This is a genomic window from Nocardioides sp. S-1144 (assembly GCF_005954645.2).
Classification (GTDB): Bacteria; Actinomycetota; Actinomycetes; order Propionibacteriales; family Nocardioidaceae; genus Nocardioides; species Nocardioides dongxiaopingii.
On sequence record NZ_CP040695.2, the window covers coordinates 4,389,599 to 4,413,418 of the forward strand.

Sequence of the window (23,820 nt, forward strand, 5' to 3'; positions counted from 1 at the left end):
CGTCGCGGAGCGAGTCCCGAGCCGCGAACCTACGGGTCGGACGGGCCGAGCGACACCTGGTTGTCCACAGGGCCTGGGGATAACTGCCACCGACCCGTGGACGACACGCGGAACGCTGTGCACAGCTTGGGGAGCAACCTGTGGACGACACGCCCGGCATCCCGGCCATCACGCCTCTGACCTGCACAAACAGGCTTCTGTCGGTGTGGAACCAAATCTGGTGGAGAAATTTCCGTTCACCGACCGTCCACCGAGACGACGCCCGCCGCCCTGGCGTCAGCCGCGGCTGCCGCAACCCTCATCCACAGGGTGACCCTAGTTATCCACCGGCCCCGTCCCATGTATTTTCGCCCACGCCGGATCACTAGTGTGGTAGCGGTGCGCCGCCGCCCCGACCCCTCCGACACCCCCACCCGTACTCCCACCAGCGCAGACGGGCGGTCCCAGGACAGGGAGATCCTCCGGCTGGCCGTGCCCGCGTTCCTCGCCCTGGTCGCCGAGCCGATGTTCCTGCTCGCGGACGCCGCCGTCGTCGGCCACCTCGGCACTCCTGAGCTCGCGGGTCTGGGCATCGCGGCCGTCGTCCTGCAGACCGCCGTCGGGCTCTGCGTCTTCCTCGCCTACGGCACCACTGCGGGGGTCGCCCGACGGATGGGGGCCGGCGACCTGCGCGGCGCCCTGTCGCTCGGCCTCGACGGGGTCTGGCTGGCCACCGGCCTCGGTGCGGTCATCACCGTCGGCGGGGTCCTGCTCACCGACCCGCTCGTCGCCGCGTTCGGGGTCGGCGGGGAGGTCGCCGGGCACGCCACGACCTACCTCCGGATCGCGTTCCTCGGCACCACCCCGCTGCTGGTCATGCTGGCCGCGACCGGCGTGCTGCGCGGCTTGCAGGACACCCGGACGCCGCTGGTCGTGGCCGTCGTCGGCAACCTGCTCAACGTCGTCCTCAACGTCGCGCTCGTCTACGGGCTCGACCTCGGGATCGCCGGCTCCGCGATCGGCTCGGTGGTCGCCCAGGTCGCCTGCGCGGTCGCGCTCACCGCCGTCGTCGTCCGCGGCGCCCGGCGTCACGACGCCCCGCTGCGACCCGACCTCGCCGGCGTCCGGGCAGCGGCCCGGGCCGGTGTCGCCCTCGTGGTGCGCACCCTGACCCTGCGCGCGGCGCTCCTCGTCACCACGGTCGCCGTCACCCTCGACGCCCGCGGCGACGACGGCGCCGACCGGATCGCGACCCACCAGCTGGCGATGACCCTGTGGACCTTCCTCGCCTTCGTGCTCGACGCGATCGCGATCGCCGCGCAGGCGATCACCGGGCGGGCCCTCGGCGCCGGCGACGTCGACACCGCTCGGGCGCTGACCCGGCGGATGGTCCGGTGGGGCCTGTGGAGCGGCGTCGTCACCGGGATCGCGATCGCCGCGCTCAGCCCGGTGCTCGGGCCGCTGTTCACCGACGACCCCGCCGTGCCCGACCTCCTGGTGCCGGTCCTGCTCGTCGCCGCGATCGGTCAGCCGGCCGCGGGCGTGGTGTTCGTGCTGGACGGCGTCCTCATCGGCGCCGGCGACGGCCGCTACCTCGCGTGGGCGGGGCTCCTCGTGGCCGCGCTGTACGCGCCGGTCACCCTCGCCGCGGCCGTGTGGTGGGACGCCGGCCTGCTCGCCGTCTGGGTGCTCTTCTGCGGACTCTTCATGGGCGGGCGGCTCGTGACCCTCCTGCACCGCGCCCGCGGCGACGCCTGGCTGCGCACCGGCGCGACCGTCGACGCCTGAGGGCACCCCGGACGCCGGCCCCCCACGATGGGCCGGTGACGCCACTGCAGCCGATCGCCGCGGGGGTCGTGCTCGTGCTGGTGGTGGTGGACGTCCGGGCGAGGGAGTTTCACCGCCTCAGCGGTGAAACTCACGCTTCCTGCATGAAGCTTCACGACAGGAGCGGGAGTTTCACCGCCCCAGCGGTGAAACTCCCGCCACCGGGCTGACCCCCGAAGACGCGACCACGCACGCACGACGGCCGCCCACCGGAGAACCGGTGAGCGGCCGTCGTGAGCCGGACTGCGTGCGTCAGGCGGGGATGACGTTCAGCGACACGGTCGCCGAGACGTCGTCGGACAACTTGACGGCCACGGTGTGGGCGCCGAGCGTCTTGATCGGGTTGGTGACCACGATCGTGCGCTTGTCGACCGTCTCGCCGGCGGCCTCGCCGAGCGCGTCGGCCAGGTCGGCGACGGTGACGGTGCCGAACAGGCGGCCGGAGTCGCCGGCACGGACCTTGACGTCGACCGAGGAGGCCTCGAGCTTCGCCCGCAGCTCGTCGGCGTGGGCGGCGTCGCGGACCGAGCGGGTCGAGCGGGCTGCCTTGATCGAGTCGACCTGCTTCTGGCCGCCACGGGTCCATCGCACCGCGACGTTGCGCGGGATGAGGTAGTTACGGCCGTAGCCGTCCTTGACCTCGACGATGTCGCCGGGCGAACCGAGGCCGTCGACCTCCTGGGTGAGGATGAGCTTCATGAGTGTCCAGTCTCCTGTTCTCTGCGGTCAGCGACCGGTGGAGGTGTAGGGCAGGAGAGCCAGCTCGCGAGCGTTCTTGACCGCGATGGCCACGTCCCGCTGGTGCTGGACGCAGTTGCCGGTCACACGCCGCGCACGGATCTTGCCGCGGTCGGAGATGAACTTCCGGAGCAGGGTGGTGTCCTTGTAGTCGACACCGGTCGCCTTCTCCTTGCAAAACTGGCAAACCTTCTTCTTGGGCTTGCGCAGGACTGCCTTGGCCATTGTGGTGCTTCCCTTCTAGAAGCCCGGCTGACGCCGGAATGGTTCGGGTTGGATGTGTTGCTGGGTCAGAACGGGGGCTCGTCGGAGCCCACGCCCGGAGCACCCCAGGGATCGTTCGCCGGGGCACCGCCGCCACCGCCGCCGGCGGCCGGACGGCCACCGGACTGCGGGGCCGACGAGGCCCACGGGTCCTCGGCCTGCCCGCCGCCACCCCCACCGGAGTAGCCGCCACCGCCGCCGGCGCCACCGCCGGCACCGCCACCGCCGCCGGAGTAGCCGCCGCCACCGCCACCGGCGGTGGAGCGACCGGCACGGGCGACCTTGGCGGTCGCCCAGCGCAGCGAGGGGCCGATCTCGTCGACGTCGATCTCGAACGACGTGCGCTTCTCGCCCTCACGGGTCTCCCACGTGCGGGCGCGCATGCGGCCCTGGACGATGACGCGGGCGCCCTTCTGGAGCGACTCGGCGACGTTCTCCGCCGCCTGCCGCCAGATCGAGCACCGCAGGAACATGGCTTCGCCGTCCTCCCACTCGTTCGTCTGCTTGTTCAGCGTCCGAGGAGTGGAGGCGACGGTGAAGTTGGCCACCGCCGCGCCGGAGGGGGTGAAGCGCAGCTCCGGGTCGTCGGTCAGGTTGCCGACCACGGTGATGAGGGTCTCGCCGGCCATCAGGTCTCCCTAGGGTGCTCGTGTTGATCCAGGACGTCGGTGTCCGCACATCGTTGCGTGCGGCACCGACAAGGGAAAGTGCTCCTCCACAGTCGTGGCGACGGGGAGGACACCGATCCCTCGAGATGTCTCGAGGGGATCAGTGAGCGTCGGGACGCATGACCTTCGTGCGCAGGATCGACTCGTTGAGCCCGAGCTGACGGTCGAACTCCTTGACCGTCGCGGGCTCCGCCTGCAGGTTGATGACGGCGTAGATGCCTTCGGCATTCTTCGCGCCCTCGGCGTTCTTGATCGGGTAGGCCAGGCGACGCCGGCCCCAGACCTCGACCTTGTCGACCGTCCCGCCATCCTTGCGGATGACGTTGAGGTACTTGTCGAGCGACGGCTCGACCGTACGCTCTTCGAGACTCGGGTCGAGGATGACCATCACTTCATAGGCACGCACAGCGGTCTCCACCTCCTGTGGACTTCGCGGCCACGGTCTCTCCGTGGCAGGAGGGCTGTACAACTCCTTCGCGACGCACCCGTCGGTGGGCGCGCACGAAGACAGGTCAGGCTATCAGCGGCCGACGGTGGCGACGCAATCGCTGCCGGCCCCCTGGGGAACGGTCGGGTGGGTCAGCTGCCGGACAGGATCAGCGGGTTGACGGCGACCGGCTCGCTCTCCTGGCCGAGGGAGAGCACCGCGGTGATCTCGGGGAAGTCGGTCGAGAGCTCGAGCGGGGCCCAGATGCAGATCCCCTCGGGCCCGAGGTCCCAGGTGGTGGTCAGGGTGTCGATGCGGATGTCGTCCTGGTCGTAGAAGTCGATCGCCAGCGGCAGCCCGTCGGGGAGGCCCTCGACGTTGAACTCGGCCATCAGCGTCTCGCCCGTGCCGACCCCGCTCAGCTTCTGCGGCGCGTCGGGGCTGCTCGCCCCGGCGCACGAGCCCTCCTCGCCCTCGCGGACCCAGCCGGCGGCCTGGGCGGCCACGTCGGTGGGCACACCGGGGTCGGTCGGGAGCTCGTCGAGGTACGGCGACACGTACGACGGGTCGCCGCCGTCGCGCGCGATGTCGAGCACGGCCGTGGCGAGGTTGACCGGGACGATGAGCGCCGAGCCCTGGGTGATGGCGCCGGCGGCGTCGGACCCGGCCGTGACGACGCGGGTGTTGAGGCCGATGATCTCGCCCTCCTCGTTGATCGAGGGACCACCGGAGTTGCCGGAGCCCAGGCGGACGTCGCTGTCGATCGACCCGCGCGGGGTGCCCACGACCTCGTCGGCCTGGAAGGTGGACACGACGCCCTCGGTGACCGTGAGCGGCCGGTCGCCCTGCACGCTGAGGTTGCCGATCGCGGGGTACCCGAGCGCGATGATCCGGTCGCCGGTGCGCAGGTCGTCGCTGTCACCGATCGGGAGCGGCTCGGGCAGGTCGAGCTCGGTCTTCTCGACCGGGTTGCCCTCGGCGTCGGACTCGATCTGCAGCACCGCCACGTCGAGGTAGCCGTCGGAGACGATCGGGGCGGCCCGGAAGGCGGCGGAGGCCGGCTTGTCGTCCTCGCCGGAGGTGAGCGACACCGTCAGGTAGGCGGGGTCGGACTCGCCGGAGGTCTGGCCCGGCGCGTCCGGGTCGGCCACGTGGGCGTTGGTCAGGATCAGCCCGTCCTCGGTGATGATGCTGCCGGAGCCCGACCACAGCGGCTGGTCGCTCTCGTCGAAGGCGGTCAGCAGGACGGCGGCCGCCTTGGCGCGGGTGAGGGCCTCCTGGCGCTCCTCCGCGGGGTCGGTCGTGGTGCCCTGGCCGGCGGCCGGCGGGTCGTCGTCGCCGAGCAGGGCGACGCCGGTGATGCCGCCGCCCACCAGCACCATCGCGCCGACGACGCCGCCCACGAGCGCGAGCGTGCGGCGCCGCTTGCGGGCCTGGATGCGGGCGCTGGCCTGGCCGGCGGCGACCACCGGCACGACCTCGATCTCGTAGCCGGCCGTCGGGTGGCCGAGGCTGATCTCGACCGGCTCGTCGACGTGGTGCTGGGTGATCCGCTCGCCGTCGATGAACGAGCCGGACGTCGACCGGTCGACCCACCACCAGCCGTCGGGCCGCGGCTCGAGGACGGCGTGCAGCCGGGACACCGCCTGGTCGTCGGCGTGCACCTCGAGCACCGGGTCGCGGCCGACCCGGATCGGCATGCCGGCGGGGAAGCGCAGGTCCTTGCCGGTGCGGCGGCGCACGAGCAGGCCGGGGCCGGCCGGGCCGAACCCGGGGAACGGGCCCTGCCCGGTGACCACGGTCTGGTCCAGCGGCGGCGGGCCGTCGAACTGGGGGAGGCGCTCGACCGCGACCGGCGGCGGGAAGGCCTGGGGCGGCGCGGCGGCGGGGGCGCCCAGCGGCGCCGAGGGCGCGGGCTTGTCGAGGCGGGGCGCCGACGGCGGCGGGAAGGACTGCGGCGCGGCGGGCGTCACGGTCACGGTCACGGTGAGCGCCTGGCCGTCGCGGCCGAAGCCGACGACCGTCGTGCCGGTGAGGTCGGCGCGCTCGACCCGGCGTCCGCCGACGAAGGTGCCGACCGAGCTGCCCAGGTCGACGACCTCCCACCCCTGGCCCAGCGCGCGGATCTCGGCGTGCCGCCGCGACACGGTGGGGTCGAGGGAGGTGATGTCGGACGCGGCGTCGCGGCCGACGGTGAAGACGCGGGCGCCCTCGGTGCTGTCGGCCGTGAGCGTCTGACCGCTCGTCTGGATGCGGATGCTGGTCATGGCGGACTCCGTGGGCTCAAGGCGGGCGACGCGAACCGGACCCGCCGCACGAATGCTAGGACTTCCCTCCCTGGCGAGGGATACACCCGCGGCGATGTCGGTGGCTGTTCCTAGGGTGGGACGCATGACGATCGCGATCGGTGCCCACGTCGACCAGACCGACCCCCTCGCGGAGGCGCGGGCCCGCAAGGCGCCGCTCGTGCAGTTCTTCCTCGGCGACCCGCAGTCCTACGGCGGCCCCGAGTGGGCCTACGCCGGCGGGCCGGAGGCGCTCAGGGCCGACGCCGAGGCGGCCGGCGTCGACCTCTACGTGCACGCGCCCTACCTGGTCAACGTCGCCACGACCAACAACCGGATCCGGATCCCGAGCCGCAAGCTGCTCCAGCAGCACGTCGACGCGGCCGCCTCGATCGGCGCGAAGGGCCTGATCGTGCACGGTGGCCACGTCAACAAGGCCGACGACCCCGAGAAGGGGTTCGACAACTGGCGCAAGGCCATCGAGGCCACCGACCTCAAGCTGCCGCTGCTCATCGAGAACACCGCCGGCGGGGACAACGCCATGACCCGCTACCTCGAGCGGATCGGCCGGGTCTGGGAGGCGATCTCGGGCGCCGAGGGCTTCGACATGGTCGGGTTCTGCCTCGACACCTGCCACGCCCACGCCGGCGGCAACGACCTGGAGACCGTCGTCGACGACGTCCGCGCGATCACCGGCCGGATCGACCTCGTGCACTGCAACGACAGCCGCGACGAGTTCGACTCCGGTGCCGACCGGCACGCCAACTTCGGTGCCGGGCGGATCGACCCCGACCTGCTCGCCGCCGTCGTCCGCGACGCCGGCGCGCCGGTCGTCTGCGAGACGCCCGGCGGGGCGGCCGAGCACACGGCCGACTTCGCGTGGTTGTCCGCGCGGCTCTGAACCGACGGTCCGGCCGTTGGTTCTACGTGAAACAACGCCCCCGGCAGCCGGTGGAGGGCCGCCTGGGTCGGAGGCCCGGCGGCGGACTAGCCTCGGGACGGTGACCATCGACGTGCGCGTGACCTCCGAGGCCGACCACCTCGCGTTCGTGGCGTCGCGCCGGTCGGCGAGCTTCCTGCAGACCCCGGCGTGGGGCCGGGTCAAGGGCGAGTGGCGCCGCGAGTCGGTCGGCCTGTTCCGCGACGCCGGCCCCGACGCCGAGCAGGTCGGTGCCGCGCTGGTGCTCTACCGCCAGCTCCCCCGGCTGCGTCGCTACCTCGCCTACCTCCCCGAGGGCCCCGTGCTCGACTGGGCCAGCGACGACCTGGGCGCGCTGCTGGGCCCGCTCGCCGCCCACGTCCGCAAGCAGGGCGCGTTCGGCATCCGGATCGGGCCGCCCGCCGTGGTGCGCCGCTGGGACGCCGCCGCGGTGAAGGCCGGCCTGGCCGATCCCGCCGTCCGCCGCCTCGACGACGTCGCCCCGACCGAGCGCGACGCCACCGGCGCCCGCGTCGTGTCCCAGCTGCACGCCCTGGGCTGGCGGCCGCAGGCCGTCGAGGGTGGCTTCGCCGCCGGTCAGCCGCAGTACGTCTTCCAGGTCCCGCTGCGCCACCCGGCCGACGGCTCCGGTGCAGGTGACGGGGTCGGCGCGGCGAAGACCGAGGCCGACGTCCTCAAGGCGATGAACCAGCTCTGGCGCCGCAACATCAAGAAGGCGGCGAAGGAGGGCGTCGAGGTGACGACGCCGGACGCCGCCACCGGGGTCTCCGACGCCGACCTGGCGGCCTTCCACGCGCTCTACCGGCACACCGCCGAGCGCGACCACTTCACACCGCGCCCGCTCGGCTACTTCCGGACCATGGTCGACGCCCTCGCCGCGGAGGACCCCGACCGGATCCGGCTCTGGTTCGCCCACCACGAGGGTGACCTCGTGGCCGCCACCATCGCGATCCGGGTCGGCGCGCACGCCTGGTACTCCTACGGCGCCTCCTCGACCGAGAAGCGCGAGGTGCGGGGCTCGAACGCCGTGCAGTGGGCGATGATCCAGGACGCCCTGGCCGCCGGCGCCGACGTCTACGACCTGCGCGGCATCACCGACACCCTCGACGCCGACGACTCCCACGCCGGGTTGATCCAGTTCAAGGTGGGCACCGGTGGCGAGGCCGTCGAGTACGCCGGCGAGTGGGACCTCCCGCTCAACCGGGTGCTCTACGCGGCCTTCCAGCAGTACCTCAAGAGACGGAGGTAGCGCAGTGGCGCTCACCCTGACCGTCGACGGCGACCGCTGGCGCAGCCACCTGCGCGGCGTCGCCGACGCGAACCCCGGCCTGGTGCCGGTCGTCAAGGGCAACGGCTACGGCTTCACGCCGGGCCGGCTGGCCCGCAAGAGCGAGTGGCTCGGCGTCGACACGATCGCGGTCGGCACCTACGAGGAGCTGCCCGGCGTCGCGTCCCGCTTCGGCGGGTCGCTGCTCGTGCTGACGCCGTGGCGCCCGTTCGTCGCCGACCTGCCCCCCGAGCTCGCCGGGCGGGTGATCCACACCGTCGGCCGGGTCGAGGACGTCGACGCCCTGCTCACCCGCCAGCCCGGGGCCCGCCTCGTGCTGGAGCTCCTGACGTCGATGAAGCGGCACGGCTTCACCGCCCGCGGCCTGTGGGACGCGGCCGAGCACCTGCGCCGGCACCGCTCGGCCCGGCTGGAGGGTGTCGCGCTGCACCTGCCGCTGGCCCAGGGCTCGCACCTGGGCGAGGTGCGCCGGCTGATGAACGACGCCGTCGGCGCCGGTCTCCAGCACCTCGGGCAGCCCGGTCCGGACGGCCAGCCCGGCCGGGGCGGCCTCGACACCGTCTGGGTCAGCCACCTCACCGCCGGCGAGCAGGCCGCGCTGCGGACCTCGTACGCCGACTTCACCATCCGGCCCCGGATGGGCACCGACCTGTGGCTCGGCGACCGCGCGGCCCTGACCGTGACGGCCACCGTGCTCGACGTGCACGAGGTCGAGCGCGGCGACTCCTTCGGCTACCGCGGCCGGACCGTCCCGAAGGCCGGCCACCTGCTGGTCGTCAGCGGCGGCACGGCGCACGGGATCGGCCTCGAGGCCCCGACCGGTGACTCCTCGATCAAGGCCCGGGCGGCCACGCTGGCGCGCGGCGGCCTGGACGCCGTCGGGTTCGTGCGCTCGCCGTTCTCGATCGACGACAAGCAGCGGCTCTTCGCCGAGCCGCCGCACATGCAGGCCTCGATGCTGTTCCTGCCGAGCGGCGCGCGGGTGCCCACGGTGGGCGACGAGATCGACGTCCGGGTGCGCTACACCGCGACGACGTTCGACCGCATCGTGCTGTCCTGAGCCTCGTCCCCGGAGCGGCCGGACGGCGCCGTCTCGGGGTCCCCGACCGGGTCGGCCTCGGGCCACCACAGGTCGCGCACCACCACGGCGACCAGCCAGCCGGTACACACGAGCCGGACCACGATGGCGACCCAGTAGAAGCCGGCCGTCTCGCCGCTGCCGGGTGAGAGCAGCCCGCCCTGCCACCACGACGTCGCGGCGAGGAAGAACACCTCGCCGGCCTGCCAGACCAGCAGGTCGCGCCAGCGTGGGCGGGCCAGCGCGGCGAGCGGCAGCAGCCAGAGCGCCTGCCGGGGCTCGTAGGCGATGCCGAGCAGCGCGTAGCCGGCGACGAGGAGCAGCGCCACCTGGCTGACCCGGGCCCGGGCCGGCGCGAGCAGCACCAGCGCGACGACCAGGCCGGTCCACAGGGCGACCAGCAGCCACGAGACGACCAGCCCGACGTCGGTGGCGAGCCCGGCGGTGTCGGCGACGATGCGCCACACCGAGCCCTGGTCGGCACCGCGCTCGAACGTCGCCGACCAGGCCCGCTCCCACTGCGCGCGGCCGGTCAGGAACGCCGGGGCGTTGAGGACCGCCCAGGTGGCGACGGCCGTGACGGCGCTCGGCAGCACCCACGCCGCGCGGCGCTCGGTGGCGGCGACGAGGAGGAAGGCGGCCAGCACCAGCACCGGCCAGAAGCCGGCGGCGGCCCCGACGCCGACCAGCGCGCCGGCGAGCACGCCGCGTCCGCGCGACCAGGCCCACAGCGCGCCGGCGACCGCGGCCACCGCGAGCAGGTCGAAGGAGATCGCCCCGGCCAGCGCCAGCACCGGGGCGGCGGCGAACCCGGCGGCGTCCCACGGACGGCGCCGGTGGACGGCGGCCAGGGCGGCGGTGGCGAGCATCGCGACGCCGGCGAGCAGGACGGCGTTGACGGCCATGAAGAGCGAGCGCTCGCCGGCGGCGTCGTCGGACTGCGCGACCGCCGTGACCGGCTGCCGGTAGCGCTCGGAGACGTCGGGCGAGCCGCTGAGCAGGTACGTGACCCGGGCGGTGGCGTAGGTCCACAGCCCGACCAGCGCGGGCTGGTCGGTGACGGGGTACCGGTCGCGGGTCGCCTCCTCGCCGGACCACGGCCAGGCCAGCTCGACCAGGCCGGTGCCGGTGTACTCGTCGGCCACCTCGGAGCTGCAGGCGTGGGTGAAGCGGTCGGCCTCCTGCAGGGACCAGTCGTCCTGGGCGCAGGTGGTCTTGGTGAGCAGCCCCAGGGCGAAGGTCAGCGCGGTGATCGCCAGCAGGACGCCGAGGACGCTGAACGCCCCGCCGCGGGCGGCGCGCTCCCCGAGCGGTCCGCCGACCGCCCCGCTCATCCCCGCCACGACCGGGTCGTCGTGGGTCGGGTCGACGTGGGTCACCGGACGGCGGGGGCCCGACGGGTGCGGGACGGGCGACGCCGCGGGGAGCGGGAGCGCTCGCGCGGGTTGGGCGGACCCGCCGGGGGGGCCGGGGCCGGCGGCGACGTCGGCGGGGCCGAGGTCTGCGGCGGCTCGGGCGGGGTGGAGGTCTCCGGCGGCTCCGGCGGGCTCGTCGGCGGGGGCTCCTGGGTCGGCGGGGGCTCCTGCGTCGGCGAGGGGTCCTGGGTCGGCTCCGACGTCGGCGGGTTCGGGTCGATGCTCGGCGTCTTCGGGGGCTGGCGCGTCGTGGACGGCGCCGGCGGCGGGGTGTACGGCGCGTGGCCGTCCGAGGGCGCCTCGCCGTCGACGAAGGCCGGCTCCGGGAAGTCCTCGGGGTCGACCCCCTCGAGGTCGCGCTCCATGATCGCCTTCCACGTCTTGGCGGGGTAGTTGCCGCCGAAGTAGCCGTCGACCCCGTCCTCGGAGGAGGGCACCCAGTCGTCGAGCTGGCCGTTGCCGACGCCGCGGACCATCATCACCGCGGTGGACAGCTGCGGGGTGTAGCCGACGAACCAGGACGACGACACCGCGCCGCCGTCCTTGGTGGCGGTGCCGGTCTTGCCGGCGATCGGGCGGCCGTCGTCGAGGTTGGCACGGGTGCCGGACCCGGCCTCGGTGACCTGCTGCATCGCGTAGCTCACGTCGGAGGCGATGTCGGCGCTGATCGCCCGCTCGTCGGTGACCTTGTGCTCGTAGAGCACGTCCCCGGCCTTGTTGACGACCTTCGAGATCACGTGGACGTCGGCGGCGACGCCCTCGTTGGCGACCGTGGCGTAGCCGTTGGCCATGTTGATCGGGCTGACGGTCTGGGAGCCGAGGGCGACGCCAGTGACCGGCTCGAGGCCGGGCGAGGAGGTCGGGATGCCGTAGGCGCCGCGCCGCTTCGCCTTCGCCGGCGGGATCCCCATCGACTCGGCGGTCTCGATGATGCTCTCGGGGCCGTCGTCCATGGCGATGGTGAGGTCGATGAAGGCGGTGTTGATGGAGTTCTCGGTGGCGCTGGTGAGGGAGACCGCGCTGCCGTAGTCCTCGTCACCCTGGTTCTCGACCTCGTCGTCGGTGCCCTCGATCTCGTAGGGCGAGTTGCCGTCGAAGGTGTCCTTGAGCGCGAAGCCCTGCTTGAGCCCGGCGGCCACGGCGAAGGGCTTGAACGTGGACCCGGCCTGGCCGCCCGCGACGGCCCAGTTGAGCTGGGAGTCCAGGAAGTCCTGGCCGGCGTAGAACCCGCGCAGCGCGCCGGTGCCCGGCTCGACGGTCGCGGCCGCCAGGTGCAGGTCCTTCGCACCCGGGAAGCCCTTCGGCCGGACCTCCTCGACGCCCTCCTCGGCGGCCTTCATCGCCTTGCTGGTCAGCGTGGTGGTGATCCGCAGGCCGCCGCCGTCGATCTCCTCCTCGGTGAACGGGGCGTCGGTCTCGGCGTTCGTCAGGCCGAGCACCTGGTTCTTGATGAGGGTCAGCGCGTGCCCGGTCTGGCCGCCGTAGCTGTCCTCGACGTCCTGCTCGGGGAACTTCGGCAGCTTGCGCCGGGCCTGCTCGGCGTCCTCGTCGGTGATGTAGCCCTCGCTCGCCATCGCGCCGAGGACGTACTCGTAGCGGCCCTTGAGCTCGAGGCGGACGGCCTTGCCGTCGGCGGGGTCGAGCCCGTTCGGGTTGTTCAGCACGCTGGCCAGCACCGCGGTCTCGCGCAGGGTCAGGTCGGCGGCCTTCTTGTTGAAGTACACGTCGGCGGCCGCCTCGATGCCGTAGGCGCCGCGGCCGAAGTAGATGGTGTTGAGGTAGCCGGTGAGGACCTGCTCCTTGGAGTACTCGCGCTGGATCTTCAGCGAGAGGATCGCCTCCTTGACCTTGCGCTCGTAGCTGCGCTCCTGGGTCAGGTAGAGGATCTTCACGTACTGCTGGGTGATCGTCGAGGCGCCCTGCTGGGAGCCGCCGCTGGCGTTGTTGAACACCGCGCGCAGGATGCCCTTGGGGTCGATGCCGCTGTTGGTCCAGAACGACTGGTCCTCGGCCGCGACGACGGCGTCCTTGATGTTCTGCGGCATCTCCTCGTAGGTCAGCGAGTCGCGGAACTGGGTGGCGAAGCGCCCGAGCTCGGTCTCGCCGTCGTCGTAGTAGACGAACGTGGCGTTGGTGAGCAGCTCGGCGTTCGGCTCGGGGATGTCGGTGGTCTTGTAGAGGTAGATGAAGCCGGCGATGCCGACCAGGGTCAGCACCAGACCGGTGATGAAGCCCCACTTGACCACCTTGAGAACCCGGCGCTTCCAGGTCAACGGGGGCCGCGGCTCCGCGTCACGCTCCGCGCGCCGACGGCGGAACCTGCCCAGGAACCCACCCGAACCCGACGTCGCCGCGTCGGACCTGCGCTTCCCTGCCACTGTCACCTCATCGCTCGTCTCGGCGCGCCGGCCCTGCCGGCACGATTCATCAGGGTACGCAGGCGCTGGGGAGGCGTCCCAAAGCCGAGCGTCGCCCGGCGTCCGTCCTCCTCGGCCGGCCCCACCCGCGCAATTGCCGCAGATCGCTCAGCTCGTCGCCGCGAAACTGGCCAGATCGCGGCAATTGCACTGCTCCGGCCAGTCTCGGGAACCGCAGGGGCGAGCGGCCGTCCCCGCTCGGTCGACCGGGTCCGCGTCAGCCCGGGAAGTGCTCGCGCCAGGTCTCGTCGATCGCCGGGACGCCGTCCATCCCGCGCTCGACCAGCAGGCGGCGGATGCGCTCCAGCGTGCGCGCGGGGGATCGGAAGACCCCCTCGGCGGTGACCACCAGGATCCGGTAACCCTCGTCGTCGAGCTCCTCACGTCGATCGAGGTCGCCCTGCCACTGCCTGGTGTCGAAGGCGTGCTGCCGCCCGTCGTACTCGATGACGAGGCGGATGCCGGGGTAGTACAGGTCGAACCGGCGGCGCAGCGTCCCGTCCTCCCAGAAGGTCCGGTGGTCGACCACCGGCTCGGGCAGCCCCGCCAGCACGATCAACATCCGCACCCGCGTCTCCATCGGCGAGTCGACCCCGGCCCGGACGAACAGCGCCGCGGCCAGCGCCCGCCTGCGGTGGTAGTCGGTGCTGACCTGGCACGCCCGCACGAGCTGCGCCGGCCCCATCCGGCCCCGGCGCACGATCGCGTCGCCCAGGACCACGAGGTCGACCAGACCCAGGTGGCCGGCGCAGTCGATGAAGGTGGCAACCGGATCGGTCACCCGCACCCCCTGCGCCAGGACGACCCGACGGCGCCGCGTGGTGACGTGTGACTTGATCTCCCGGCGGAAGCGGCGGTCCTTCGGCCGGAAGACGGTGACGTGGGCGAATCCCGGGTCGGGCACCGGCAGCCCGAGCAGGATCGCGGCGGAGCCGTGGCTGGCGCAGGCGTCGGCCGGGTGGATCAGCAGCGCCGCCTTGATGAGGGTCGTCGGGCCGATGGCCGAGGCCAGCACGTGGACCCCCGGCATCACCTCGGCGAAGCGCTTCTGCCGCACCATCCGCCGCGGGTAGCCCGCCGCGGCCAGCTGCGCGCACGTGAAGGGCTCCCCCAGGTCGAGACCGGGGTCCGGGTCCGCGTGCTGCCGCAGTGCGCTCACCTCGAGCACGGTGCCCGATGTACCCGTTCGGGGTTTTCGTCCTCCACAGGCGTCGTCGGGCGTGAGCTCGCGGGGCGCCATCCCCGACGGCCCAGACCGCGCAATTGCCGCGGATCGGCCAGGTCGCGGGCCGGAAATCGAGCCAGCCTCGGCAATTGCGCGGATCTGGCGGCGGAGAGAGGCGAAGGGTGGGACGACGCACGCCGCACGGACGCCGCCCGCCGGGCCGGACGACACCGATCCATCGACACGAACCATCGCTGATTCCTATTCACTGGATATATCGCTACGATGCATCGCATGGCACGACGCGGAGAGTCCATCGAGCTGGCCGTCCTCGGTCTGCTGCACGAGGGGCCGATGCACGGGTACGAGCTGCGCAAGCGGCTCAACCTGATGCTCGGGTGGGGGCGGGTGCTGTCGTACGGCTCGCTCTACCCGACGCTGAAGAAGATGCTGCGCGGCACGCTGATCGAGGAGCTCCCGCCGGAGATGACTCCGGTCTCGCGGCGTCCGAAGATCGTCTACCAGGTCACCCCGGCCGGGACGGCGGAGTTCGAGCGCCTGATGTCCGACGTCGGTCCGGCCGCGTGGGAGGACGACGACTTCGGCATCCGGTTCGCGTTCTTCGGCCGCGCCGACATGGAGATCCGGCTGCGGGTCCTCGAGGGCCGGCGCACCCGGCTGCAGGAGCGACTCGACCGCGTGCAGTCGCAGCTGTCGATGACCGAGGCGGAGGTCGACCGGTACTCGGCCGAGCTCCAGCGCCACGGCGTCGAGTCCGCCCAGCGCGAGGTCCAGTGGCTCTCCGACCTCATCAACGCCGAGCGCAACCAGCAGCAGCACGGCCCGGCGGCACCGCCGGCCACCCCGTAGCACCATCCGAAGCACCACCCCGACGGTCCCGCCCGGGACCACCAGCAGCTCCATGAAAGGTATCCCGATGGGTTCGGTTCGAGTAGCAATCGTCGGAGTCGGCAACTGCGCCAGCTCCCTCGTCCAGGGCGTCCACTACTACCGCGACGCCGACGCGAGCGCGACGGTCCCCGGGCTGATGCACGTGGCCTTCGGCGACTACCACGTCTCCGACGTCGAGTTCGTCGCCGCCTTCGACGTCGACGACAAGAAGGTCGGCAAGGACCTCTCCGAGGCCATCAACGCCTCCGAGAACAACACGATCAAGATCGCCGACGTCCCGACCCTGGGCCTCGACGTGCTGCGCGGCCCGACCCTCGACGGCCTCGGCAAGTACTACCGCCAGACCATCGAGGAGTCCGGCGCAGAGCCCGTCGACGTCGTGCAGGTCCTCAAGGACCGCCAGGTCGACGTCATGGTGTCCTACCTCCCGGTGGGCTCCGAGGAGGCCGACAAGTTCTACGCCCAGTGCGCCATCGACGCCGGCGTCGGCTTCGTCAACGCCCTGCCCGTCTTCATCGCCTCCGACCCCACCTGGGCCAAGAAGTTCGAGGACGCCGGCGTCCCGATCGTCGGCGACGACATCAAGAGCCAGGTCGGTGCCACCATCACCCACCGCGTGATGGCGAAGCTGTTCGAGGACCGCGGCGTGGTGCTCGACCGCACCTACCAGCTCAACGTCGGCGGCAACATGGACTTCAAGAACATGCTCGAGCGCGAGCGCCTGGAGTCCAAGAAGATCTCCAAGACCCAGGCCGTCACCTCGAACCTGACCGGCGAGCTCGCCGGCAAGGTCGACAGCCGCAACGTGCACATCGGCCCCTCCGACTACGTCGCCTGGCTCGACGACCGCAAGTGGGCCTACGTGCGCCTCGAGGGTCGCGCCTTCGGTGACGCCCCGCTCAACCTCGAGTACAAGCTCGAGGTCTGGGACTCGCCGAACTCGGCCGGCATCATCATCGACGCCCTGCGCGCCTGCAAGATCGCCATGGACCGCGGCATCGGCGGCCCGATCATCAGCGCCTCGTCGTACCTGATGAAGAGCCCGCCGGTGCAGCTGCCCGACGACGAGGGCCGCGCCCGCGTCGAGGCCTTCATCGCCGGCACCGAGTGACCTGATCCACCTGCACCACCGCCGGAGGGCGGGCGTCCCGACCGGGACGCCCGCCCTCCTGGCGTCTCACACGTCGACGACGACGACCGCGTAGTTGTCGTCGGCCCCGGCCTCCAGGACGGCGGCCTCGACCGCCGCCGCGACCTCGTCCGGTCCGGTCCCGGCCACGAGCAGGTCGGCCAGGGCGGCCGGGGCGAGCCGGCCGTGGACGCCGTCGGTGGTGAGCACGACCCGGTCGCCGGGGCGCAGCGCGTGGACGCCGAGGTCGGGCTGGTAGGCGCCGTCGACGGCGATCGCCCGGTTCAGCTGCACCCGCCGCTCGTCGAGGCGGGCCTCCTCGGCGGTGAGCCGGCCCTCGTCGACGAGGGTCTGGACGACGGTGTGGTCGCGGGTCAGCCGCTCCTGCCGTCCGTCGCGGACCAGGTGCGCGCGGGAGTCGCCGACGTGGGCCAGCACCGCCTGGTCGCCGGTGACGACGACGGCGGTGAGGGTGCAGCCGGCGCCCGGCCGGTCGGCGTACCGCTCGGCCACGAGGGCGGCGGCCGCGGTGACGGCGGCGTCGAGGGCCGCGACCGGGTCGCCGGTGCGCTCGACCTCCGCGAGCCGGGCGACGACGACGGCGCTGAGGCCGTCGGCGGCCTCGCCGATCCCGTCGGCGACGGCGTAGACCCCGTCGCCGACGAGGACGGCGTCCTCCTGGGTGCGGCGGGCGCCGATGCCGTCCCGGGCGGCGGCGCGAGGGTGGGTGAGGGAGGTGGTGCCGTGGGTGGGGTTCATGGGGTGCTCCTCGGTGCTCAGTGCTGCCACGACGTCGGCGACCAGCGCCCCCGCCGACGCGGTGTCGGCCTCGACCTGGCGCCAGTACGACGTCAGCTCGGCCGCCGCCGCGCGCGGGGCGCGCTCGACCAGGTCGGCCACGACGCGGATCCGCGCCAGCGGCACGCCCGCCAGCCGGAGCCGCGCCACCAGCCGGGCCCGGTCGAGCTGGTCGACGGCGTAGCGCCGGTAGCCGGTCACCGGGTCGACGTCGACCGGCACCAGCAGCCCCGAGTCGTCGTAGAGCCGCAGCGCCTTGGCGCTCAGCCCGCTCGCGCGGGCCACGTCGCCGATGGTCATCAGCCGGTCGCCGGTCGGGTCGGTCACGGGTCGCTCCTCGTGGTCCGGCGAACGGTTCGCCGGTCCCCGAGGCTGGAGCCTGCCCCTCGGGCAGGGTCAAGTCACCTGCTCGTCCCGACCGCCACGCCCGACCGCCACGTCCGACCGCCAGGCCCCGGGACCGGCGGTCAGGTGCTCGGACGCTCGGCCCACCACGCGAGGAGCGCCTCGCGGGCGGCGTCCTCGTCGAGCGGTCCGCGATCGAGGCGCAGCTCGAGCAGGAACCGGTAGGCCTCGCCGACCTCGCGCCCGGGACCGACACCGAGGATCTCCATGATCTGGTTGCCGTCGAGGTCGGGACGCAGGGAGGCCAGCTCCTCCTCCTCCGAGAGCCGCTCGATGCGCGCCTCGAGGTCGTCGTAGGTCCGGCGAAGCCGGTCGGCCTTGCGCTGGTTGCGGGTGGTGCAGTCGGCGCGGGTGAGCACGTGCAGGCGGGCGAGCTGGTCGCCGGCGTCGCGGACGTAGCGGCGCACCGCGGAGTCGGTCCACTCCCCCGAGCCGTAGCCGTGGAAGCGCAGGTGGAGCTCGACGAGCTGGCTCACCGCGGCGATCTCGTCGTTGGAGAACCGCAGCGCCTTCATCCGCTTCGTCGTCAGCTTGGCCCCGACGACGTCGTGGTGGTGGAAGGTGACGGTGCCGTCGTCGAGGAGCCGGCGGGTGCGCGGCTTGCCGACGTCGTGCATGAGGGCGGCGAAGCGGGAGACGAAGTCCGGGCCGCCGTCGGCCGAGAGCCGCGGCTCCAGGTCGATGGCCTGCTCCAGCACGGTCAGGGTGTGCTCGTAGACGTCCTTGTGCCGGTGGTGCTCGTCGCGCTCGAGCTGGAGGGCGGGCAGCTCCGGGAGCACCAGCGCGGCCAGGCCGGTGTCGACCAGCAGGGTCAGGCCGAGGCGCGGGTACGGCGCGCAGATCAGCTTGACCAGCTCGTCGCGGACCCGCTCGGCGGAGATGATCGTGATCCGCTCGGCCATGGCGGTCATCGCCGCGACGACCTCGGGCGCCACGGTGAAGCCGAGCTGGGCGGCGAAGCGCGCCGCGCGCAGCATCCGCAGCGGGTCGTCGCCGAAGGAGTCCTCGGGCCGGCCCGGCGTGCGCAGCACCTGGTGGGCCAGGTCGACGATCCCGCCGTAGGGGTCCTCGAAGCCGCGGCCGGGCACGCTGACCGCCATCGCGTTGACGGTGAAGTCGCGCCGGCCGAGGTCGCCGGCCAGCGTGTCGCCGTAGGCGACGACGGGGTTGCGCGACGCCGGGTCGTAGGTCTCGGACCGGTACGTCGTCACCTCGACCATCCAGTCGCCCCTGCGCGCGCCGATCGTGCCGAAGTCGCGACCCATGTCCCACAGCGCGTCGCCCCAGCGCTTGAGGAGCCGCTCGGTCACCTCCGGCGGCGCGGAGGTCGTGAAGTCGAGGTCGGTGTGCGAGCGGCCGAGCATCGCGTCGCGGACCGGTCCGCCGACCAGGTGCAGCTCGTGGCCGGCGTCGGCGAAGAGGGCACCCAGGCCGTCGAGGAGCGGGGCGAGGCGGTCGAGCTCGCGGTCGACCCGTCGCTGCACCTCGACGATCGAGAGCGGTTCCGGGTTCGACGGGGCGGGCACGGCGCGGAGTCTACGGAGTGCGCGGACCGTCGGTCCCGGCCGGATACCCTCGTCGTGTGGTCCGACCTCCGACGTTCTCGCGCGCCCTCGTGGTGGCCGCAGGACTCGTGGCGGCCGGCGCCCTCGGCGGACTCGGTGTCACACCGGCCACAGCGGCCCCGGCAGCCCCGGCGGCGACCCCCGCCGCGACCCCCGCCGCGCCCGCCGGCGCAGTCCCCGCGGCCGCGCCGGACGACGTCCCGGCGGCCGGTGCGACGCCGCTGGCCGTCCGGATCAAGACCCTGTCCCCCTCCACGCTGCCGGCCGAGGGTCCGGTCCGGATCAGCGGGACGGTCACCAACCGCACCGACGAGGTGTGGCGCAGCATCGACGTCTACACGTTCTTCGGCGACGGGGTCGGCGGCGCCATGCGGACCCAGGCCCAGCTCGACGCCGCGATGGACGTCCCCGGCGACGCCCTGCTCGGCGACCGCATCCTCGTCGGGCGCCCGGACGTCGTCGACGTGCTCGAGCCCGGCGAGGAGGCCAGCTTCGCCGTCACCGTGCCCTCCGACCAGCTGGAGGTCACCAAGGCCGGCGTCTACTGGCTCGGCATCCACGCGCTCGGCTACAGCGCCTCCTACCCCGACGACGACAAGGCCGACGGACGCGCGCGCACGTTCATGCCCTACGTGCCCCGCCGCTTCGAGGAGACGCCGCTGCCCGCGGCGGTCGTCGTCCCGATCACCGCGCCGGTGCGCTACGAGGCCGACGGCTCGCTGGCCGCGGTCGAGAGCTGGCGGCGCTGGCTCGCACCCGAGGGGCGGCTCTCCCGGCTGCTCGGCTTCGTCGAGTCCGGCTCGACGCCGGTGACCTGGCTCGTCGACCCCGCCCTGGTCGACGCCGTCGACCTGCTCGCCCGCGGGAATCCCCCGCGCAGCATCGAGCCGAGCGCGCCCGACCCGGCGGACGGCGCCACCCCGACCGACGCCCCGAGCCCGACCGGGGAGCCGTCCGCCACCGCCGAGCCGGTCTCCCCCGAGGCCCTGATGGCCGCGGGGTGGCTGGCCCGGTTCCGCGACGCGGTCGCCGGCGACGAGGTGCTCACCCTCCCCTACGGCAACGTCGACGTCCCGGCCGCCGTCCGCCACGACCGGCGGCTGCTCGACCTCGCCCTGGCCCAGCGCAGCACCGTGCTGGCCGACCTCGGCATCGAGTCCCGCCCCGGCGTGATGTCGCCGAGCGGCTACCTCGACGCCGAGAGCATCGCCGCCCTCGACCCCGAGACCACCGTCGTGGTGACCGACCGGATGCTCGACACCCTGCGCACCGGGGCCGACGGCAGCGCCGCCGAGCGACGCGGCACCGAGGCGCCCGCGGTCGCCTCCGTCGAGGGTCGCCGGCTCGTCGCGGCCTCCTACGCCGTCGACCAGGGCAGCCCGGGCCCGGGGCCCTCGCGCACCTCGGTCGGGCTGCGCCAGCGGTTCCTCGCCGAGGCCGCCGTGCGGCTGGTCAAGGGCGAGCCGCGCCCGCTGACCGTCGTCCTGCCGCAGGGCTGGGGCCTCAACGACCCGCTCGGCTTCTTCTCCGGCCTCGACGTGCCCTGGCTCGACGTCGGCACCGTCACCGAGCTCGACGAGGCCACCGTCGCCACGCCGGTCGACGTCGCCGCGCTCGACTACCCCGGCATCCAGGCCCAGCGCGAGCTCGACGGCGCGGCCTTCGACGACGTCGCGGCGCTGATCGAGGCCGGCGACGTGCTGCAGAACGTGCTGCTCGAGAACAACGAGGTCGGCGCGGTGATCACCGAGGAGGCGCTGACCGGGCTCTCCTACGCCGGGCGTTCCTCCCAGCCGACGACCCAGCTCAGCCTCGAGCAGTCGCTCGCCTGGGTGGCGGACCTGCTCGACGGGGTCGAGATCACCACCTCCCCGGGCGTGACGCTCTCCGGCACGTCGGGACCGGTCGTGGTCACCCTCGACAACACCCTCGACCACGCCGTCGAGGTCCGGGTCCGCGGCGAGTCCGACTCCGGGATCGAGATCACCGGCCCCGACCGGATCGAGCTCGCGGCCGACAGCCGCACGACCGAGCTGCTGACGGCGCGGACGACGACCAACCGGGTCCACAACGTCGAGCTGGTCGTGACCGACCTCGCCGGGAACGAGCTCGGCTCGTCGGCGGACGTGCCGGTCCGGTCCGCGCAGGTCAGCGACGTCATCTGGCTGATCATGGGCACCGGCGCCGGGCTGCTCTTCCTCGCGATCGCCGTGCGGGTGGTCCGGCGGGTCCGGGCCGCGCGCCGCGGCGAGGCGCCCGACCTCTTCGCCACCCGCGCCGAGCAGACCGAGGCCGCCCGGGCCAGCGGCGAGCAGTCCGAGCCGGCCGAGGTGCCGTGACCGGCCCCGGCGGCAAGCACCGCGCCCCCGGCCGACCGCTCGGGCCGGACGGCGAGCCCGCCGTGCCCGACGACCAGGGCGGGCGGGCCGGACGGCCGGCGCCCGACGACCCGACCATGGAGCGGCTCGTGCCGGCCCCGGTCGAGCGCCACGTCGAGACCGAGCCGGTCCCGCCGCCGCCGACCCGGGTCACCCGGGCGGTCGAGCCGCGGGGCCAGCGCCCCACCGAGCCCCCGACCGAGCCCCCGACCGAGCGCCCGACCGAGCCGCCCGCCCGTCCCCCCACCGCGACGCAGCCGCCCCGGCCGCCGGTCGTCGACCGCGAGCCGACCCGCGCGATCCCGATCGTCCGCCGCCAGGAGCGGCTCGCGCAGTACTACCGCGCCGACGTCCCCGACGAGATCGACCCGGGCGAGTCCACGACCAGCATCCCGGTGATCCGCCCCTCCGAGGACGACGACGGCGGCCAGCGCACCGTGCTGGCCAACAGCGCGGTGATGGCCGCCGGCACGGTCGTGTCGCGGCTCAGCGGCTTCGTCCGCTCCGCGCTGCTCGCCGCCGCGCTCGGCGCGAGCCTGCACGCCGACATCTTCTCGATCGCCAACACGGTCCCGAACATGCTCTACATCCTGCTCGCGGGCGGGGTGTTCAACGCCGTCCTCGTGCCGCAGCTGGTGCGGGCGATGCGCCAGGACCCGGACCAGGGCGAGGCCTACACCAACCGCGTGGTCACCCTCGCCGCGCTGTTCCTGGCCGCGGTGACGGTGGCGCTGGTCGCCTTCGCGCCGCAGGTGATGTCGCTCTACCTCGACTCCGGCTTCGACGGACCCGACCGGGCCGCGCACCTGGACTCCGTGATCACCTTCGCGCGCTACTGCCTGCCCCAGGTGTTCTTCTACGGGATGTTCGTGCTGGTGGGGCAGATCCTCAACGCCCGCGGCCGGTTCGGTCCGATGATGTGGGCGCCGATCGCCAACAACGTGATCTCGGTGGCCACCCTCGTCGTCTACCTCGTCGTCTTCGGGCCGGCCCGGGGGGCCGAGACCACCGGGCCCTACTCGAACGGCCAGGAGCTCCTGCTCGGCGTCGGCTCGACGGTCGGCATCGCCGCCCAGTTGGTCATCCTGGTGCCCTACCTCAAGCGCGCCGGGTTCACCTTCCGCCCGCGCTTCGACTTCCGCGGCTCCGGCCTGGGGCACACCTTCCGGCTCGGCACCTGGACGGTGCTGTTCGTCGTCGTCAACCAGGTCGCCTACACCGTCGTGGTGCGGCTCGCCTCGGCCGGCACCGTCGACGGCGGCGACGGGACCGGCTACTCGATCTACTCCTCGACGTTCCTCATCGTGATGGTGCCGCACTCGATCATCACGGTGTCGCTGGCGACCGCGATCCTGCCGCGGCTCTCGGAGCAGGCGGCCTCCGGTGAGCTGCACCGCCTCGGCGGAACGCTGTCGTCGTCGCTGCGCACGACCCTCGCGGTCGTCGTCCCGTTCGCGGCGCTCCTGCCCCTGGTGGCCGAGGACGTCGCCCAGGTGATCTGGGGTCACGGCGCCGCGGCCGACCAGTTCGACCGCTACGCCCCGTCGCTGGCCCTGTTCGGGCCCGGCCTGGTGATGTTCACCGTCCACTACCTGATGCTGCGCGGGTTCTACGCCCTGGAGCAGACCCGCGCGGTCTTCTTCATCCAGTGCGCGGTCTCGGCGGTCAACATCGTCGCCGCGGTGGTGCTGGTGCGCGCCGCGGACGCCGTGCACACCTCCCCCGCCCTCGTGCTGGCCTACCTGGTCTCCTACGCCGTCGGCGCCGCGATCTCCTACGCGGTGCTCGCCCGGCGGGTGGGCGGCCTCGACTCGGCCCGGCTGGTCAGGTTCCTCGTCCGGCTGCTCATCGCCGTCGCCCTGGCCACCGCCGCCGCGGCCGTCGTGGCGCTGCTGCTCGGCCGGGTGCTCGAGGACCCGCACTGGGTCGTCGCCGGGCTGCGGGGCGGCGTCGTGGCCGGCGTCGAGATCGCGGCGTTCCTCGTCGTCGCCCGGATCCTGCGCCTGGGCGAGGTCACCGAGGTGATCGACACCGTCACCCGCCGCCTGTCCCGCGCCCAACGCGGCTGAACCGTCCTACGATGAGGGCCCGGTCACGGGCCGCCCCCGTCGCCCGTCCGCCCTCGCCCCCCGTCCGTCAGCT

At 73.3% G+C, this 23,820-nt stretch carries 18 protein-coding genes; 8 read left to right on the plus strand and 10 right to left on the minus strand.

Annotation, left to right across the window (positions count from 1 at the left end):
• Positions 1-471 precede the first annotated feature (471 nt).
• Positions 472-1,767, plus strand: coding sequence for an MATE family efflux transporter (locus FE634_RS20655; RefSeq protein ID WP_262347514.1), 1,296 nt, complete (start codon positions 472-474; stop codon positions 1,765-1,767).
• A gap of 291 nt (positions 1,768-2,058) precedes the next feature.
• Here the strand turns inward: FE634_RS20655 and rplI are convergent, their stop codons facing one another.
• The 5 genes from rplI to FE634_RS20680 all read right to left on the minus strand — a co-directional run bounded on the left by rplI (position 2,059) and on the right by FE634_RS20680 (position 6,170).
• On the minus strand, positions 2,059-2,505 hold the full coding sequence (gene rplI, locus FE634_RS20660) for a 50S ribosomal protein L9 (protein WP_137294605.1): 447 nt from the start codon (positions 2,503-2,505) through the stop codon (positions 2,059-2,061).
• 27 nt (positions 2,506-2,532) lie between these two features.
• Positions 2,533-2,769, minus strand: coding sequence for a 30S ribosomal protein S18 (gene rpsR / locus FE634_RS20665; RefSeq protein WP_134768758.1), 237 nt, complete (start codon positions 2,767-2,769; stop codon positions 2,533-2,535).
• Between the two features lie 65 nt (positions 2,770-2,834).
• Positions 2,835-3,437: a single-stranded DNA-binding protein gene (locus tag FE634_RS20670; RefSeq protein WP_138876987.1), complete on the minus strand. Its 603-nt coding sequence runs from the start codon at positions 3,435-3,437 to the stop codon at positions 2,835-2,837.
• A gap of 139 nt (positions 3,438-3,576) precedes the next feature.
• Complete coding sequence (gene rpsF / locus FE634_RS20675; RefSeq protein WP_134768760.1) at positions 3,577-3,882, minus strand: 30S ribosomal protein S6; 306 nt, start codon at positions 3,880-3,882, stop codon at positions 3,577-3,579.
• A 173-nt stretch (positions 3,883-4,055) separates the two neighbouring features.
• On the minus strand, positions 4,056-6,170 hold the full coding sequence (locus FE634_RS20680; RefSeq protein ID WP_187366768.1) for an FHA domain-containing protein: 2,115 nt from the start codon (positions 6,168-6,170) through the stop codon (positions 4,056-4,058).
• Between the two features lie 124 nt (positions 6,171-6,294).
• Here FE634_RS20680 and FE634_RS20685 point away from each other — a divergent pair, with 124 nt between their 5' ends.
• The 3 genes from FE634_RS20685 (at position 6,295) to FE634_RS20695 (ending at position 9,476) form a co-directional block, all read left to right on the plus strand.
• Positions 6,295-7,089, plus strand: a complete 795-nt coding sequence (locus FE634_RS20685) for a deoxyribonuclease IV (protein ID WP_138876989.1) — start codon at positions 6,295-6,297, stop codon at positions 7,087-7,089.
• A 100-nt stretch (positions 7,090-7,189) separates the two neighbouring features.
• Positions 7,190-8,377 carry a lipid II:glycine glycyltransferase FemX gene (locus FE634_RS20690; protein ID WP_137294601.1) on the plus strand — a complete coding sequence of 396 codons (1,188 nt, stop codon included), beginning with the start codon at positions 7,190-7,192 and terminating at the stop codon, positions 8,375-8,377.
• A gap of 4 nt (positions 8,378-8,381) precedes the next feature.
• Complete coding sequence (locus FE634_RS20695; protein WP_137294600.1) at positions 8,382-9,476, plus strand: alanine racemase; 1,095 nt, start codon at positions 8,382-8,384, stop codon at positions 9,474-9,476.
• Here the strand turns inward: FE634_RS20695 and FE634_RS20700 are convergent.
• The 3 genes from FE634_RS20700 to FE634_RS20710 all read right to left on the minus strand — a co-directional run bounded on the left by FE634_RS20700 (position 9,437) and on the right by FE634_RS20710 (position 14,485).
• Positions 9,437-10,873, minus strand: a complete 1,437-nt coding sequence (locus FE634_RS20700) for a hypothetical protein (RefSeq protein WP_148240932.1) — start codon at positions 10,871-10,873, stop codon at positions 9,437-9,439. The two genes, FE634_RS20695 and FE634_RS20700, sit on opposite strands and share 40 nt — an antisense overlap.
• Positions 10,870-13,182 (minus strand): transglycosylase domain-containing protein, encoded by a 2,313-nt coding sequence (locus FE634_RS20705; RefSeq protein WP_137294598.1) that lies wholly within the window; start codon positions 13,180-13,182, stop codon positions 10,870-10,872. The genes FE634_RS20700 and FE634_RS20705 overlap by 4 nt, the downstream gene beginning before the upstream one ends.
• Before the next feature lie 361 nt (positions 13,183-13,543).
• Positions 13,544-14,485 (minus strand): DUF559 domain-containing protein, encoded by a 942-nt coding sequence (locus tag FE634_RS20710; protein WP_222847638.1) that lies wholly within the window; start codon positions 14,483-14,485, stop codon positions 13,544-13,546.
• A 300-nt stretch (positions 14,486-14,785) separates the two neighbouring features.
• Between FE634_RS20710 and FE634_RS20715 the strand changes: the two genes are divergently transcribed.
• Positions 14,786-15,361, plus strand: a complete 576-nt coding sequence (locus FE634_RS20715) for a PadR family transcriptional regulator (RefSeq protein ID WP_134765825.1) — start codon at positions 14,786-14,788, stop codon at positions 15,359-15,361.
• 67 nt (positions 15,362-15,428) lie between these two features.
• Positions 15,429-16,514, plus strand: a complete 1,086-nt coding sequence (locus FE634_RS20720; RefSeq protein WP_137294597.1) for an inositol-3-phosphate synthase — start codon at positions 15,429-15,431, stop codon at positions 16,512-16,514.
• A gap of 66 nt (positions 16,515-16,580) precedes the next feature.
• On the opposite strand, the gene FE634_RS20725 is transcribed toward FE634_RS20720, so the two are convergent.
• On the minus strand, positions 16,581-17,657 hold the full coding sequence (locus FE634_RS20725; protein WP_138876991.1) for a MerR family transcriptional regulator: 1,077 nt from the start codon (positions 17,655-17,657) through the stop codon (positions 16,581-16,583).
• Positions 17,658-17,797: 140 nt separating this feature from the next.
• A complete protein-coding gene (locus FE634_RS20730; RefSeq protein WP_138876992.1) occupies positions 17,798-19,261 on the minus strand; it encodes a CCA tRNA nucleotidyltransferase in 1,464 nt (487 codons plus the stop codon).
• Between the two features lie 56 nt (positions 19,262-19,317).
• Here FE634_RS20730 and FE634_RS20740 point away from each other — a divergent pair, with 56 nt between their 5' ends.
• Together FE634_RS20740 and murJ are read left to right on the plus strand one after the other, a co-directional pair.
• Positions 19,318-21,639 (plus strand): DUF6049 family protein, encoded by a 2,322-nt coding sequence (locus FE634_RS20740; RefSeq protein WP_187366769.1) that lies wholly within the window; start codon positions 19,318-19,320, stop codon positions 21,637-21,639.
• Positions 21,636-23,747 carry a murein biosynthesis integral membrane protein MurJ gene (gene murJ / locus FE634_RS20745; protein ID WP_262347515.1) on the plus strand — a complete coding sequence of 704 codons (2,112 nt, stop codon included), beginning with the start codon at positions 21,636-21,638 and terminating at the stop codon, positions 23,745-23,747. The genes FE634_RS20740 and murJ overlap by 4 nt, the downstream gene beginning before the upstream one ends.
• Positions 23,748-23,820 lie beyond the last annotated feature (73 nt).

What these genes read in the sequence shown, in the direction of transcription:
- rplI (WP_137294605.1), bottom strand. Translation starts at nt 2,505, where the DNA reads ATGAAGCTCATCCTCACCCAGGAGGTCGACGGCCTCGGTTCGCCCGGC.
- rpsR (WP_134768758.1), bottom strand. Translation starts at nt 2,769, where the DNA reads ATGGCCAAGGCAGTCCTGCGCAAGCCCAAGAAGAAGGTTTGCCAGTTT.
- FE634_RS20670 (WP_138876987.1), bottom strand. Translation starts at nt 3,437, where the DNA reads ATGGCCGGCGAGACCCTCATCACCGTGGTCGGCAACCTGACCGACGAC.
- FE634_RS20680 (WP_187366768.1), bottom strand. Translation starts at nt 6,170, where the DNA reads ATGACCAGCATCCGCATCCAGACGAGCGGTCAGACGCTCACGGCCGAC.
- FE634_RS20685 (WP_138876989.1), top strand. Translation starts at nt 6,295, where the DNA reads ATGACGATCGCGATCGGTGCCCACGTCGACCAGACCGACCCCCTCGCG.
- FE634_RS20715 (WP_134765825.1), top strand. Translation starts at nt 14,786, where the DNA reads ATGGCACGACGCGGAGAGTCCATCGAGCTGGCCGTCCTCGGTCTGCTG.
- FE634_RS20720 (WP_137294597.1), top strand. Translation starts at nt 15,429, where the DNA reads ATGGGTTCGGTTCGAGTAGCAATCGTCGGAGTCGGCAACTGCGCCAGC.